Below are 14,049 nucleotides of genomic sequence, written 5' to 3'. Positions count from 1 at the left end.
GAGGCAGCTGGCGAGTGGAGGACGCGTGAGCGGACGGGACAAGGTGGCCCTCGTCACCGGAGCAGGACGCGGCATCGGCGAGGCGATCGCCGAGCGGCTCGCGACGAACGGGACCGCCGTCGCCGTCTGCGATCTGGACCCGCAGGCCGCCGACAAGGTCGCGGCCCAGCTCGCCGAGCGGTACTCCGTCCGCGCCACCGGAGTCGGTGCGGACATCTCCGACGGCGCGGCCGTACGCGCCGCCGTCGAGCGGGTGAGCGCCGAACTCGGCCCGGTGGACGTCCTCGTGAACAACGCGGCGGTCGATGTGATCGGCCGCTTCGCCGACAGCCGCGAAGAGGACTGGGACCGCATCATCGCCGTCAATCTGCGCGGCACGATCACCATGACCCGGGCCGTCCTGGACTCGATGATCGAGCGCGAGAGCGGACGCATCATCCACATCGCCTCCGACGCCGGCCGCGTCGGCTCCTCCGGCGAGGTCGTGTACTCCGCGACCAAGGGCGGCGTCATCGCCTTCGGCAAGGCACTGGCCCGCGAGGTCGCCCGGCACGGCATCACCGTCAACAGCGTCTGTCCGGGACCCACCGAGACGGCACTGCTCGGCCAGGTCGCCGAGTACAGCCAGAAGATGTACGAGGCGACCGCGCGGGCGATTCCGCTGCGCCGTATCGCCCAGCCCGCCGACATCGCCGGTGTGGTGGCCTTCCTCGCGTCCGACGACGCCGCGTACATGACCGGGCAGACGCTCTCGGTCAGCGGCGGCCTCACGATGGTCTGAAAGGGCTGAGCTGATGAGCGTGCTGCGCGTCGAAGTACGCGACCGGGTGGCCGTGTTCACCCTGAACCGGCCGGAGCGGCTCAACGCCATCGGCTCCGGGACCGTCGGCCTGCTGCGGGACGCGCTGGCCGACGTACGCGAGGACGACAACGTCCGGGCGCTGGTACTGACCGGAGCGGGCCGGGCCTTCTCGGCCGGGGCCGACCTCGGGGAGATCGAGTCGTGCACGACGCCCGGGCAGTTCCGCGCCTTCGTGGGCCGGCTGACCGACGCGTACGCCCTCCTGGAGAACTTCCCCAAACCCTCGGTGGCGGCAGTCCACGGATTCGCCTTCGGCGGCGGTCTGGAGCTCGCGCTCGCCTGCGATCTGCGGGTCGCCGAACGCGGGTCCCGGCTCGGGCTGCCCGAGATGAAGCTCGGGGTGCTGCCGGGCGCGGGCGGCACCCAGCGGCTCCCGCGACTGGTACCGCCCGCGATCGCCAAGCAGATGATCCTCACCGGCGAACCGATCGACGCCGAGCGGGCGTACGCGCTGGGCCTGGTCAACGAACTGGCCGAGCCCTGTGAGGCGTTGAAAGCCGCCGAGACGCTGGCCGCGCGGTTGGCCGCCGGTGCGCCGCTCGCGCTCGCCGCCGGCAAACGGCTGATCGACCACGGGCTCGGCATGGACCTTGAGACGGCGATCGCGTACGAGCGCGAGACCGTGTCGGTGCTGTTCTGCACCGAGGACCAGACCGAGGGGCTGAGGGCCTTTCGTGAGCGGCGTCCGGCGGAGTTCCGCGGGGCGTAGCAAGCAACTTCCGAGATGTGCAGAACCGCTTGTGGAGGTGGGCCGTGCGGCCACTTGAGGGCTTTTCCGTGGTCGAGCTGGGCATGTGGGTGGCGGCTCCGGCCGCCGCCACCATGCTGGCCGACTGGGGCGCGGACGTGATCAAGGTGGAGGCGCCGACCGGTGACCCGAACCGCTACACGCTGCGGCACGTGGGCCAGGACATCGACAGCGCACCGCCCTTCGAGACGGACAACCGGGGCAAGCGCAGCGTGGTCCTCGACCTGCGGTCCGAGGAGGGGAAGGACGCGCTCGAGCGCCTGCTGGAACGCGCCGACGTGTTCGTCACCAACCTCCGGCCCGGTGCGCTCGAGCGGCTTGGCCTGGCCCCGGAGGAGATACGGGTACGCCATCCCCGCCTGGTCATCGGCACGTTGACGGGGTACGGCTGGACCGGAGCCGAGCGTGACCGGGCCGGATACGACGTCTCCGCGTTCTGGGCGCGGCCCGGTATCGCCGCCATGCTGAACCCGGCCGGTGAGCCGCCGCCCGGCATCCGGCCCGGACTCGGTGACCGTACCGCCGCCGCCAACCTGGTGGCCGGGGTGCTGGCCGCGCTGCTGCGGCGGGCGCGTACGGGCGAGGGCGGCGTGGTGGACGTATCGCTGCTGCGTTCCGGGACGTACGCGAACGGCAACGACCTGGCGCTGCAGAACTTCTTCGGCAAGCGCGGTCGCACCCGGCCGCGCACCGAGCACGAGTCCCCGCTCTACAACTCCTACCAGGCCGCCGACGGACGCTGGTTCTGGCTGGTCGGTCTGGAGGGCAGCCGGCACTGGCCCGGAGTCATCAAGGCGCTCGGCCGGGACGACTTGGGGACGGACGAGCGGTTCGCGACGGGCAAGGCCAGGCGTGGCCACGTACGGGAGCTGATCGCGATCTTCGACGAGGAGTTCGCGAAGCTGCCGCTCGCCGAGTGGGCGGAGCGTCTCGACGCGGAGGGCGTGTGGTGGGCTCCGGTGCAGACGCTGGCGGAGGTTGCGGCGGATCCGCAGGCCGAGGCGGTGGGGGCGTTCGTCGAGCAGCCCGGCATGGGTGACGCGCCGCCGCTGCGAACGGTGGCCACGCCCGTCGGCTTCTGGGGTGTGGACGAGAAACCGCGGGCGGGTGCGCCGACGCTCGGCGAGCACACCGACGAAGTACTCGGCGAACTGAACTGACTGAGCTGACAAGCAAGCTGATTCAACTGATCCGGAGGTACGGCGTGGGCATCCTCGACGACAAGGTCGCGATCGTGACGGGTGGCGGGCGGGGCCTCGGCCGCGCGCACTGCCTGGCGCTCGCCGAGGCCGGGGCGGCCGTGGTGGTGAACGATCCCGGTGCCGGCGTACACGGTGAACAGACCGGCGACTCCCCCGCCGACGACGTGGTCGCCGAGATCACCAAGCTCGGCGGCCGGGCGATGGCCAACCACGCCTCGGTCACCGACTGGGCGGCGACCGAGACCATGGTGGCGGACACCGTCGCGGAGTTCGGGCGGCTGGACATCGTCGTGAGCAACGCGGGGATCGTGCGCGACCGCATGCTGTTCTCGATGAGCGAGACCGAGTTCGACGCGGTGATCGCCGTCCATCTCAAGGGCACCTTCGCGCTGACGCGGCATGCGTGCGCGTACTGGCGCGAGGCGTCGAAGCGGGGCGAGCGCGTCGCCGGTCGCGTCATCAACACAACGTCCGGTACTGGGCTGTTCGGCAACCAGGGCCAGTCCAACTACGCCGCCGCGAAGGCCGGGATCGCCGGTCTCACGGTCGTCACCGCACTGGAGATGCGACGGTACGGCGTCACCGCGAACGCCATCTCACCGATCGCGACCACCCGGATGACGGAGGGCCTGGCGGTCGGCCAGCCGCAGACGGCCGTCGACGGCTTCGACCCGGGCGATCCGGCCAACGCCTCGGGTGTGATCGTGTACTTGGCCTCCGACGCCGCGTCCTGGCTGACCGGCCAGGTGCTGCGCATCGAGGGCAATCGGCTCAACCGCCTGCAGGGCTGGACGGTGACCGGAGTGCACCCCAGCCGGTCCGGCGAAGCGCTCACTCCTGAGGAACTCGTCGAGGCCGTACCGCAGTTGTACGGCGCCGCTCCCGCGGGCCGGGCCACCGGAGTGGGCCAGTGAAGGCGCGAAGCGGCGACGTCGCGGCGTTGCTGCTGCGCGCGACGCTCGGGCCGATGCTGTTCGCGCACGGCTGGAACAAGGTCGCGGGGCCGGGTGGTATCGAGGGCACCACGGGATGGTTCAAATCGCTCGGGCTCGAACCCGCCCCCGTACACGCCCGTATGGCGGCCGGCACCGAGATGGCGGCGGGCGTCGGCCTCACTCTGGGCGCCGCGAACCCGCTCCCGGCCGCGGCGGCCGTCGGCCTGATGGCCGTGGCGGCCCGAACCGACCACCGTGGCAAGGGTTTCTTCGTCTTCAAGGGCGGCTGGGAGTACGTCGGTGTCGTCGGCGGAGCTGCCGTGGCGCTGGCCGCGCTCGGCAACGGCCGGTACTCGGTCGACGGGCTGCTGCGAAGCCAACGGGCAGGCGCGGGGCCCGCGTTGCTCGCCGCCGCGGTGGGCGCGGCGAGCGCGGCGGCGCTGCTCGCGGTGTGCTACCGGCCGGATCCCGATGATCCCAATGATCCCGACGAGTCAGAGCAGTGAGCCCAGGGAGGCGACATGGACGCGGATGACTTCTCCGCGGTGCTGTCCGAGGTCCGGCGTTTCGTCCGGGAACGCGTCGTGCCGCTCGAGGCGGAGATCGACGAGAAGGACGAGATGCCCGCGGACATCCGCGAGGCGGCCAAGAAGATGGGACTCTTCGGCTTCGCGCTGCCCGAGGAGTACGGCGGGCTCGGCCTGTCGACGTACGAGGAAGCCCAGTTGATGTTCGAGCTCGGCTACACGACCCCATCCCTGCGCTCGATGTTCGGCACCAACAACGGCATCGCGGGGCATGTCCTCATGGTCGGCGGCACCGAGGAGCAGAAGACGCACTGGCTGCCGCGGATCGCCTCCGGCGACGTGCTGGCGTCCTTCGCCCTCACTGAACCCGATGCCGGATCGGACCCGTCGACGCTGACCACGCGAGCGCACCGCGACGGCGATGAATGGGTGATCAACGGCGCCAAGCGCTACATCACCAACGCGCCGCTCGCCGATGTCTTCATGGTCTTCGCCCGCACCGACCCCGATGCCCCGCCCACGCGCGGCATCTCCACGTTCCTGGTCCCGGCGGGCACGCCCGGCCTGACCGTGGCACCCAAGGACCACAAGATGGGTCAGCTCGGGGCCTGGACAGCGGACGTCTTCTTCGACGACGTACGCGTACCGGCCGAAGCCCTGGTCGGCGGCGAGGACGGCTTGAACCGGGGCTTCTCCACTGCGATGGGCTGTATCGCGCACGGGCGGGTGCACATCTCGGCCCTGATGGTCGGGATGGCCGAGCGCCTGGTCGACGAGTCGGTCGCATACGCGAGCACCCGCAAGCAGTCCGGAAAGCTCATCGGTTCCTTCCAGCTCATCCAGGGCCTGATCGCCGACTCGATGACCGACTACTACGCCGGGCGGGCCACGGTCCTGGAGGCGGCCCGGGGCTTCGACTCGGGCGAGGACACCAAGATCGGCCCGTCCTGCACGAAGTACTTCGCCAGTGAGATGGTGTGGCGGGTGGCGGACCGCGCGGTGCAGATCCACGGCGGCGCGGGCTATATGCGCGGGGTCGCCGTGGAGCGCTTCTACCGCGACGCCCGGCTGTTCCGCATCTACGAGGGCACCAGCCAGATCCAGCAGGTCATTATCGCGAAGGCGCTGCTCGGTGAGGCCGCCCGCGGCTGAACCCGCCCACCGAGATGTGTCATTCCCGGCGGGCGAAGACGGCCTGTACCGGCTCCCCTTCGGAGACTCCCACCTGCCGATCCTGTACTCGCTCCGCGCGGAATCGCCTCCCCCGGCCCGGTCCTAGAAGGCGTGCGCCATCAGCTCCGCGAACAGCGCGTGCTCGTCGACATCGAGGCCCCGTGAGCGGAACCAGCCACAGATGTTGGCGCAGTCGCGCTGGAGGAAGTTCATCCCGTTGAGGTTGCCGACCAGGTCGACGATCTGTGGCAGGTCGATGATGACCAGTCGCTCGCCCGCCGCCAGGATGTTGTACGCCGAGAGGTCGCCGTGCACGAGGCCGTTCTGCACCATCGTCGCGAGCGCATCGGTGAGTTGCTCGAAGTACGCTGCCAGCAGCTCGGGTGAGGGTCGAGTCTGGGCGAGCCGGGGCGCGGTCTCGACGGCGCCGTCCTCGTCGACGACGGTGATCCACTCCATCAGGATCTCGGTGCCGTCGATCTGGACCGGGTAGGGAACCGGCAGCCCGAGGTCCCAGAGCCGCACCAGCGCACCCCACTCGGACACCGCCCACTCGCCGGCCGCGACCCGTCGGCCGAAGGTGCTCTTCCGCTTGAGGGCCCGCTCGTCACGTGAGCGCTTCATCGAGCGGCCCTCGGTGTAGGACGCGGAGCGGTGGAAGGTCCGGTGCTCGGCAGAGCGGTACCGCTTGGCCGCCATGACCACGCTGGCGGCGGGGTCGAGCGGGTCGGCGCGCTCGACGAGGTGGACGTCGGCCTCCTTGCCGGTCTTGAGGACGCCGAGCTCGGTGTCGATCGCGCCCTGCGAGGTCACCACCCAGTCCGGGAGCGGCTCGGGGCCTCGGCAGAGGGGTTCGACGCTGAGCCAGGTCGACCAGCGCTGGCCGTCCTCGAGGTCGTCGTAGGGACGGAAGTCGAAGACGAACCGGTCGTCGACGTCGCCCAGGTCGTCCGACGGCGGGACATAGCGGTAGGCGTCGGTGCTGAAGTCGTCAGGAAATGCCGGGTGTTGAAGGTGCTGCGAGAGATCGTCGTGAGACATCGCTGGAGGTGCTCCATGAAGTGAGAGGGAGGCGGTCTGCGGGCAGGCCGAGGACAGTCGTAGTCACGGTCGTGCCTCCTCTCGTGGAGCACCGGGCAGCTCCCGGTGTCTCGCCCATGGTGAGGGGCGGACACGGGGAGCGGCAACCGAATAAAGTCGGCCCGCGTCGAGTGGCCCCAAGGGCCTGGCGGCGGCGCAGCGGTTCGGTCAGATACCGAGCCGGTCCAGCAGCCGCTCGGAGTACACCGCCGGGCCCCCGAACAGGAGTTGGGAGGACTTGGCGCGGCGGAAGTACAGATGGGCGGGATGCTCCCAGGTGAAGCCGATGCCGCCGTGGACCTGGATGTTCTCCATCGCCGTGAACATGTACGCCCGTGAGCAGGCCACATGTGCCACGCCTGCGGCGACCGGGTAGTCCGGGGAGCCCTCGGCGGCCAGCCGGGCGGCCTCGCGGGAGGCGGCCTCGGCCAGTTCGACCTGGACCAGCATGTCGGCGCACTTGTGCTTGACGGCCTGGAAGGAGCCGATGGGCCGGCCGAACTGGTGGCGGGTGCGGGCGTATTCGGCCGCCGTTTCCAGGCAGCGGCGGGAGCCGCCGGACTGTTCGGCGGCGAGGGCGACCGAGGCGTAGTCCAGGACCTTGGCCATGATGCGTCCGCCGGCACCGTCGGAGCCGATGAGCGTCGCGGGGACGGCGTCCAGCGTCAGCCGGGCCATCGCCCGGGTGGCGTCCAGCGTCTCCATGGACTCGGCGGTCAGGCCGGGCGCTGGACCGTCGACGGCGAAGAGCGAGGGACCACCGACGGTACGGGCGACGACCAGGACCAGGTCGGCCGTCGTACCGTCGATGACGAAGCCCTTGCGGCCGGTCAGTCTCCAGCCGCCCCCTCCGCCCACTCCGCCCTCCCCGTCGCGCACCGCACGCGCGGAGATCAGGGCCGGGTCCCAGGAACCGCTGTTCTCGGCGACGGCCAGCGTGGCCGTGGTCGCTCCCGCGGCGATACCGGGGAGAAGACGCGCGCAGGCTTCGGCGTCACCCGAAGCCAGCACGGCCTGGGCGGCCAGGACGACCGTCGCGAAGAACGGTGCGCACAGCAGTGCGCGGCCCATCTCCTCCAGGACGACGCCGAGTTCGACGGGACCGAAGCCGTCACCGCCGTACTCCTCGGGGATCGCCAGGCCCGGCAGCCGCAGCTGCTCGGTCAACTGGGCCCACACGGCCGGGTCGTAACGCGGCTCGCTCTCCATGAGCTTGCGGACGGCTTCCTCGGGCGACTTCGCCTCAAGGAAGTCCCGTACAGCAGACCGCAGTTCGTCCAGTTCGCTCTCGTCGGCGATCACTTGATTCCTCCGAGGATGCCCCGGACCGCCCGCGCGGTCGGGTAAGCTGTCTGCGGTGTGTTGCGAGAACCAAGCGCGTACGCCGTGCTGATCGAGAACCAAGACAGCACATGCACCTCCAGGCTTTGCTGTACGAACCCGGGCTGGTTTCAACCCGGCTGGTGTTGATCGTGGAAGACCTGTCGGGTCGCTGACCCGCAGGCGGCGTGAGCCAGGAATCCCCCTGCTTCAGCCGGGGGAGGATTCAATGACGTACCTCCTTGGCAGCGGTCGTCACCGGTTCCTTCGGCAGGCCGAGGACGCGTTCCGCGAGGATGTTCTTCATGATCTCCTCGGTGCCGCCGAGGATCCTCAACGCCGGGGTGGCCAGGAGGAGTTCGGTCCAGGCGTACGTGCCCCACTGACCGGTGTCGGCGATGGCGCGCGGGCCGAGGACGTCGGAGACGAAGTGCGCGGCCTTGGTGAGGTTCTGGCCGTAGAGCAGCTTGGACACGGACATCTCGGGGCCGGGGGCGACGCCCGCGTGCAGCTTGCGCAGAGCGCGGGCGTTGAGGTGTTCGGTGGCGAGGACGTCGACGAGCAGTTCGGCGAGCCGGCCGCGCAGGGCCCGGTCGTCCCAGGTCCAGGTGGCGCGCATCAGCGCGGAGAGCCGGTCGGGCGACAGGGCGGCGGCCACCGGTCCGGCGCCCTCGCTGCCGACCGTGGCGCGCTCGTTCATCAGGGTCGTCAGGGCGACGGTCCAGCCGCCGTCGACCTCGCCGAGACGGTGGTCGTCGGGGATGCGGACGTCGGTGAGGAACACCTCGTTGAAGTCCGCGCCGCCGGTCATCTGCCGCAGCGGGCGGACCTCCACGCCGGGCGTGTCCATGGGTACGAGGAAGGCGGTGATGCCGCGGTGCTTGGGCGCGTCCGGATTCGTGCGCGTGAGCGCGAGGCCGATCTGGCTGTGCTGGGCGACCGAGGTCCACACCTTCTGACCGTTCAGCACCCAGTCCTCGCCGTCGCGTACGGCGCGGGTCGTCACGCTCGCCAGGTCGGAGCCGGCGCCGGGCTCGCTGAACAGCTGGCAGGCGATGGCGTCCCCGCGGTACATCGCGGGCAGCCAGTGGTCCTTCAGCGGCTGCGGGGCGTGGGCGAGGATCGTCGGGCCGATCATGCCCAGGCCGATCACGCTGAGCGTGCCGGTGTCGGCGACGTCGTACTCGGACTCGATCGCGTCGTAGAGGAGATCGTGTACGGGGGTGAGTCCGCGTCCGCCGTACTCGGGCGGGCCGGTGATCCAGCCGAAGCCGTTCTCGTAACGGATCCGCTGCCACTCCCGCGCCCGCCGCACCTGCTCGCGCTCCTCCTCGGGCGGGAGGGAGCTGAAGTACGCCATCGAGTCGTCGCCCTCGCCCCAGGTGAAGGCGGTGCGGTCGGGGGCCTTCGCCACGTGGGCGTCCAGGAAGCGGCGTACCTCGGCGGCGAAGGCCTGCATGTCGTGTTCCATTTGGGGCTCCGCGGTCAGGTGGACAGGATGGTCACCGCCGACACGCCGGGCGCGCCGTACAGGTGGGTATAGCCGACGCGGGGCGTGCCGGGGATCTGCCGGGTCCCTGCGGCGCCGCGCAACTGGAGCACGATCTCGTGGATCTGGCGCAGTCCGGACGCGCCGATGGGCTCGCCGTTGCCGAGCAGTCCGCCGTCGGTGTTGACGGGGAGCCGGCCACCGATCTCGGTGGCGCCCTCGGCGATGAGGCGTTCCTGCTCGCCGTCCTTGCAGAGCCCGTTCTCGGCCATGTGGATGATCTCGGATCCGGCGTCGGTGTCCTGGAGTTGGGCGATGTCGACGTCCTCGGGCCCGATGCCCGCCTGCTCGTACGCGGCCCGGGAAGCGTCCACGGTCGGACTCGCCACCGGCTCCCCCACCGGCACGGACGGACTCTGCACCTCGAAGGCGCCGAAGCGGCGGCTGCGCAGGGCGGTGGCCCGGACCCGTATCGGCGTCGAGGTGGTGTATTTGTGGGCCTGGTCGGCCCGGCACATGACGACGGCGGCGGCGCCCTCGTCGGGTCCGCAGTACATGAACTGCCGCAGCGGGTAGTTGAGGACCGGTGAGGCGAGGATTTCCTCGACGGTGAGCGGCGTACGTCGCCAGGCCTTCTCGTTACCGGCGGCGTTGCCGAAGTTCTTGGCCGCCACCCGTGCGAGCGTCTCGTGGGAGATGCCGTGGTCGTGCATATAGCGGTTGATCTTCATGCCGAAGAAGTGGGTGGTGAGGAAGAGCCCGGTCTGCCCGTACCAGGAGGGGATTCCGGCGACGGACGGGTCGGCGGCGAAGGCGCCGCGCGGGTGCTTGTCCATGCCGATGGCGATGGTCAGGTCGTGCTCGCCGGTCTCGATGGCGCGGGCGGCCATGGCCACCGCCGTACCGGCCGTGGCGCAGCCGTTGAAGACGCCGCGCAGGGGTACGCCGGTCAGGCCGAGGCGGCCGACGATCGCGTCCGGGTTGGCGACCTCGAAGCTGCCGACGTAACCGGCCTGGATCTGGGGCCAGTTGACGCCCGCGTCGGTGAGCGCCATGCGTACGGCGTCCGCGCCCATGTCCATCGCGGGCTTGCCCGGGAAGCGGCCGAAGGGGTGCAGTCCCGTTCCGATGATGACCGCTTCCGTCATGACTGCTCCTCGGGCGCGATGGGCTGGCCGGGCTCGTTGGCCTCTACGGGCTCGTTCGGCTCGTCGGCCGGGGTGAACGCGAAGGTCAGGACCTCGGTGCCGTCGGCGTCCACGGTGTAGGGCACGAGCGTGAGCCGCATCCGCTGCCCGATGGTCAGCTTCTCCGGGTCGGGTTCGGTGAGCCGGGCCTCGACCAGGACCTCGCCGGGGAGTTCGACGTAGCCGACGGCGTACGGCTCGAAAGTGGCGGCCGTGTCGGATCCGTCGTACGGCGGTGAGGGTGGGCGAAAGCCCTGGGTGCTGAAGGTCCACAGCGTGCCGCTGTCGGCCAGGAGCCGCTCCTTGGCGTCCGGGCTGCCGCAGCGTACGCAGTGCGTCTCGGTGGGGAAGCTGACCAGTCCGCAGGCCGTGCACTCGGTGCCGATGAGCCGGGGCTGTGCGGTGGGGGGCCAGGTGAACAGGCCGTCGGCTACAGGCTTTTGCTGCATCATGTCGCGCCCCATCACGCCGTGCCGTTGCGGTTGCCCAGGGCGTCGGCGTTCGGTGCCGCCTTGGCCACGAGGTTCGGGACGACGGAGGACAGCTCCTCCGGAGTCCAGCGGGACTCGGCGCTCGCGCCGGGGCCGTTGACCCAGCCCTCCAGGACGGTGATGCGGTTGCCCATGACACCGAAGACGCGGCCGGTGACCTCGCGGGAGGCGGCCGAGCCCAGCCACACCACGAGGGGCGAGATGGCCTCCGGGGTCAGGTCCTGGGTCTCGGCGGCCCGTTTCATCATCTCGATGTCCTCGGTCAGCCGAGTGAGAGCGGTCGGCGCGATGGCGTTGACCGTCACTCCGTACCGGGCGAGCTCGGCGGCGGCGATGATCGTGAGGCTGGCGAGACCCGCTTTCGCCGAGCCGTAGTTCGACTGGCCGGGGTTGCCGAAGATGCCGGACGGCGACGTCGTGTTGATGACGCGGGCGTCGTTCTGCTGCCCGGCCTTGGCGCGCTCGCGCCAGTACGCCGCCGCGTGGTGCAGGGTGGCGAAGCTGCCCTTGAGGTGGACGGCGAGCACGCTGTCCCAGTCCTGTTCGGTCATCGACACGATCATCCGGTCGCGGAGGATGCCCGCGTTGTTGACCAGTACGTCCAGGCCGCCGAAGGTGTCGACGGCCTGCTGGACGAGGTGCGCGGCACCGTCCCAGGACGAGATGTCGTCGGTGTTGGCCACCGCCTCGCCGCCGGCCGCGGTGATCTCGTCCACCACGGTCTGGGCGGGGCCGGCCGAGGCGCCTGCGCCGTCGCGCGAGCCGCCCAGGTCGTTGACCACGACCTTCGCGCCCTGCGCGGCGAACGCCAGGGCATGTGCCCGGCCGATCCCGTTGCCGGCACCGGTGACGACCACGACGCGGCCGTCGACCACTCCTTGCGACATCCCAACTCCTAGACGTTGACGCTTAGTTGATCTCGGTGAGCAGCACGCGCGGGTCATGGCTGCCGCAGCCGCACCGGCCGGTGACCACCTGGCCCGCGATGCCCAGCGGCGTCTCGGGGAGCCCGGACCCGCGCCCCTCCCCCGCCGCGATGAACAGCCCTCCGTCCCGCTCACCGACCCGCCACTCGGCTCCGTTGACGTGTGCTCCGGCCCGCTCGGGACACTCCAGCGCGAGGGCCGGGCCCACCGTCGTCATCAAGGAGGCCGGCACGCCCGCCTGGCGCAGCACCGGCACGGCGGCCGGGCGGGCCAGTACGACCTGAGTCGCCCGGAACATCTCGCCGATGTCGGCGCCGCCGCTGAGGCCCTCCAAGGTCTCGGCGGACAGGCCTATCACCGCGTGCGGCTTCAGTTCGCGGTGGAAGACCGCGGTGCGGCGGTGGTCCCAGCCCATCGCCTCGGCGATGCCGTACGTCACCTTCAGCGTGCGCAGCGCGCCGATGACCGAGCGGCCCCAGAAGCCCTCGAACCCGGAGGCGGTCAGCAGCGCCCGTTGCCCGGCGGCGAATCCGTGGCCGCGCAGTCGTTCGGCGGTCCACGCGGCGTCGCGGTCCATCTCCGCCCAGGTCAGCTCGGTGTCCCGCATGCCGTCGGCGGCGGGGAAACGCACGATGTAGGCGACTTGGGGCCGGTCGAGTTCGCGGGCCCTGGCCAGAGTGTCGGCGCGTGCCATCAGCTCTTCACCACCCTCGGGAACTTGGCGACGCTGGTCATGGTCTGCAACAGCTCCTCCTCGGTCCGCAGGTCGAGCACCGGCTCGACACCCGTCCGCTCGTGCACGGCCTTACCGAGCCGCCCTGCCAACGCCTCGACGTCGCCGGTCAGTTCGGGGTCGTAGCCGACCCGCAGCCGCAGCTCGTCGACCTCGCGTGACGCTCGTACGATCTGGAAGACGCCCGCCACGGTCTCGGGCTGGTCCTCCACCGCCTGCCAGATGTCCCGCAGGACCACGGAACGTCCCTGGACCAGCGTCTCGTCGCCGCGTCGGCCTGCCACCCACATCCGGGCGTGGGTGCGTCCGCAGCCGCAGGCGTCTCGGGACAGCCGTACGAGGTCCTCGCTGCGGTAACGGATCAGCGGCGCGGCCCGGTTGTCGAGGTCGGTGGCCACCAGTTCACCGACGTCGCCGTCCGCGACCTCCCGCGACCCGGACTCGTCGATGTCCAGGCACTCCGCGAAGACGGTGTCCTCCCAGAGGTGGAAGCCGTCGTGCTCCCGGCACTCCCAGGCGGTGCCGGTGTCGGCCGCGCTGGTGTACTCGTAGACGTCGATGCCCCAGTCGTCGCGGACCCGCTCGCGCATCCTGCGGCTGAGCGGCTGGCCGGCACACGAGGCGCCCTTGAGGGAGGAGAACGCCTCCTTGAGGTCCACCTTGTCGGCCAGGTGTTCCAGCTCCACCAGCTGTGGGTAGATCATCTGGAGGTAGGCGGGCCGGTAGGTACGGACGGCCTCGACGACCTCGTGCATCTTGCCGAGCCAGGTGTCCACCTCGACCACCACGGCGCCGAGCGCCTGGTAGCCGCCGTCCATGAAGTTGCGGAAGGTCCCGGGCGGGCTCAGTACCATGTCTCCGGGCCGCAGCCCGACCTCCCACAGGTCGCGTACCTGTGCGGTGACCAGGGGCGGTGCGTCCTCCCAGATCTCCGCGAAGAACTCCGGGTCGCCGGTGGTGCCCGAACTGGAGGACACCGAGGTCAGCTCCTCGGGCGGGACGCAGAGCAGTCCGCCGAAGGGGTCCTTGGTGCGGGCACGGTAGGCGCGCACCATGTCCTTGGTGATGAAGGGGACACGGTTCTGGAAGTCCTCCAGGGTCCGGATGTCCCGCGGATGTACCCCGTGATCGTCCCAGAGCTCGCGGTAGAAGGCCGAGTTGCCATACGCGTACTCGACCAGCTCCACGACGCGCTCCTGCTGCCACGCCCGGAGCTGATCGCGGGGCATCGTCTCCACCTGCGGCTCGAAGTACCTGTCACCGGCCATGGCGCCTCCTCGCAGCCTCGTTCGGCTGCCCAGATCTTCCAGCTATCAGCGTAATGAGTCAACTAATTCGTCGGAATCGAGTCGAGACTCCGACCGACACTGAGCCGT

Annotated in this window: 14 protein-coding genes; 6 read left to right on the top strand and 8 right to left on the bottom strand. The window is 70.5% G+C overall.

Going from position 1 to position 14,049, the window contains the following annotated elements; genetic code table 11:
- Positions 1-25: 25 nt before the first annotated feature.
- From G6048_RS08355 to G6048_RS08330, 6 genes are read left to right on the top strand one after another with little or no spacing between them, the layout of a single operon-like run.
- Complete coding sequence (locus G6048_RS08355) at positions 26-781, top strand: SDR family NAD(P)-dependent oxidoreductase (RefSeq protein ID WP_165338807.1); 756 nt, start codon at positions 26-28, stop codon at positions 779-781.
- 13 nt (positions 782-794) lie between these two features.
- Entirely contained in the window at positions 795-1,571 is a 777-nt protein-coding gene (locus G6048_RS08350) for an enoyl-CoA hydratase/isomerase family protein (protein WP_235989540.1), read from the top strand.
- Positions 1,572-1,615: 44 nt separating this feature from the next.
- The gene (locus G6048_RS08345) at positions 1,616-2,770 is read left to right on the top strand and encodes a CaiB/BaiF CoA transferase family protein (protein WP_165338806.1); all 1,155 of its coding nucleotides are present in this window, start codon (positions 1,616-1,618) and stop codon (positions 2,768-2,770) included.
- A gap of 44 nt (positions 2,771-2,814) precedes the next feature.
- Positions 2,815-3,726: an SDR family NAD(P)-dependent oxidoreductase gene (locus G6048_RS08340; protein WP_165338805.1), complete on the top strand. Its 912-nt coding sequence runs from the start codon at positions 2,815-2,817 to the stop codon at positions 3,724-3,726.
- Positions 3,723-4,253: a DoxX family protein gene (locus G6048_RS08335; RefSeq protein WP_328825710.1), complete on the top strand. Its 531-nt coding sequence runs from the start codon at positions 3,723-3,725 to the stop codon at positions 4,251-4,253. Before G6048_RS08340 ends, G6048_RS08335 begins: the two co-directional genes overlap by 4 nt.
- 15 nt (positions 4,254-4,268) lie before the next feature.
- Complete coding sequence (locus tag G6048_RS08330; protein WP_165338804.1) at positions 4,269-5,426, top strand: acyl-CoA dehydrogenase family protein; 1,158 nt, start codon at positions 4,269-4,271, stop codon at positions 5,424-5,426.
- A 123-nt stretch (positions 5,427-5,549) separates the two neighbouring features.
- Here the strand turns inward: G6048_RS08330 and G6048_RS08325 are convergent, their stop codons facing one another.
- From G6048_RS08325 to G6048_RS08290, 8 genes are all read right to left on the bottom strand, one after another.
- Positions 5,550-6,488, bottom strand: a complete 939-nt coding sequence (locus G6048_RS08325; protein ID WP_165338803.1) for a serine protein kinase RIO — start codon at positions 6,486-6,488, stop codon at positions 5,550-5,552.
- 207 nt (positions 6,489-6,695) lie between these two features.
- The gene (locus tag G6048_RS08320; RefSeq protein WP_165338802.1) at positions 6,696-7,829 is read right to left on the bottom strand and encodes an acyl-CoA dehydrogenase family protein; all 1,134 of its coding nucleotides are present in this window, start codon (positions 7,827-7,829) and stop codon (positions 6,696-6,698) included.
- Between the two features lie 244 nt (positions 7,830-8,073).
- Positions 8,074-9,318, bottom strand: a complete 1,245-nt coding sequence (locus G6048_RS08315; protein WP_165338801.1) for an acyl-CoA dehydrogenase family protein — start codon at positions 9,316-9,318, stop codon at positions 8,074-8,076.
- A 14-nt stretch (positions 9,319-9,332) separates the two neighbouring features.
- Positions 9,333-10,484, bottom strand: coding sequence for a thiolase family protein (locus G6048_RS08310; protein WP_165338800.1), 1,152 nt, complete (start codon positions 10,482-10,484; stop codon positions 9,333-9,335).
- Positions 10,481-10,975, bottom strand: coding sequence for a Zn-ribbon domain-containing OB-fold protein (locus G6048_RS08305; RefSeq protein WP_165338799.1), 495 nt, complete (start codon positions 10,973-10,975; stop codon positions 10,481-10,483). Before G6048_RS08305 ends, G6048_RS08310 begins: the two co-directional genes overlap by 4 nt.
- An 11-nt stretch (positions 10,976-10,986) precedes the next feature.
- Entirely contained in the window at positions 10,987-11,901 is a 915-nt protein-coding gene (locus tag G6048_RS08300) for an SDR family oxidoreductase (RefSeq protein ID WP_165338798.1), read from the bottom strand.
- Between the two features lie 22 nt (positions 11,902-11,923).
- On the bottom strand, positions 11,924-12,634 hold the full coding sequence (locus tag G6048_RS08295) for a hypothetical protein (protein WP_165338797.1): 711 nt from the start codon (positions 12,632-12,634) through the stop codon (positions 11,924-11,926).
- Complete coding sequence (locus tag G6048_RS08290; RefSeq protein WP_165338796.1) at positions 12,634-13,941, bottom strand: phenylacetate--CoA ligase family protein; 1,308 nt, start codon at positions 13,939-13,941, stop codon at positions 12,634-12,636. Before G6048_RS08290 ends, G6048_RS08295 begins: the two co-directional genes overlap by 1 nt.
- Positions 13,942-14,049 lie beyond the last annotated feature (108 nt).

The sequence above is a fragment of the Streptomyces ureilyticus genome, from assembly GCF_011045025.1.
In the GTDB taxonomy this organism is placed as follows: domain Bacteria; phylum Actinomycetota; class Actinomycetes; order Streptomycetales; family Streptomycetaceae; genus Streptomyces; species Streptomyces ureilyticus.
The sequence above is the reverse complement of the archived record's forward strand: the minus strand, read 5'-3'. Positions and strand labels throughout refer to the sequence as shown.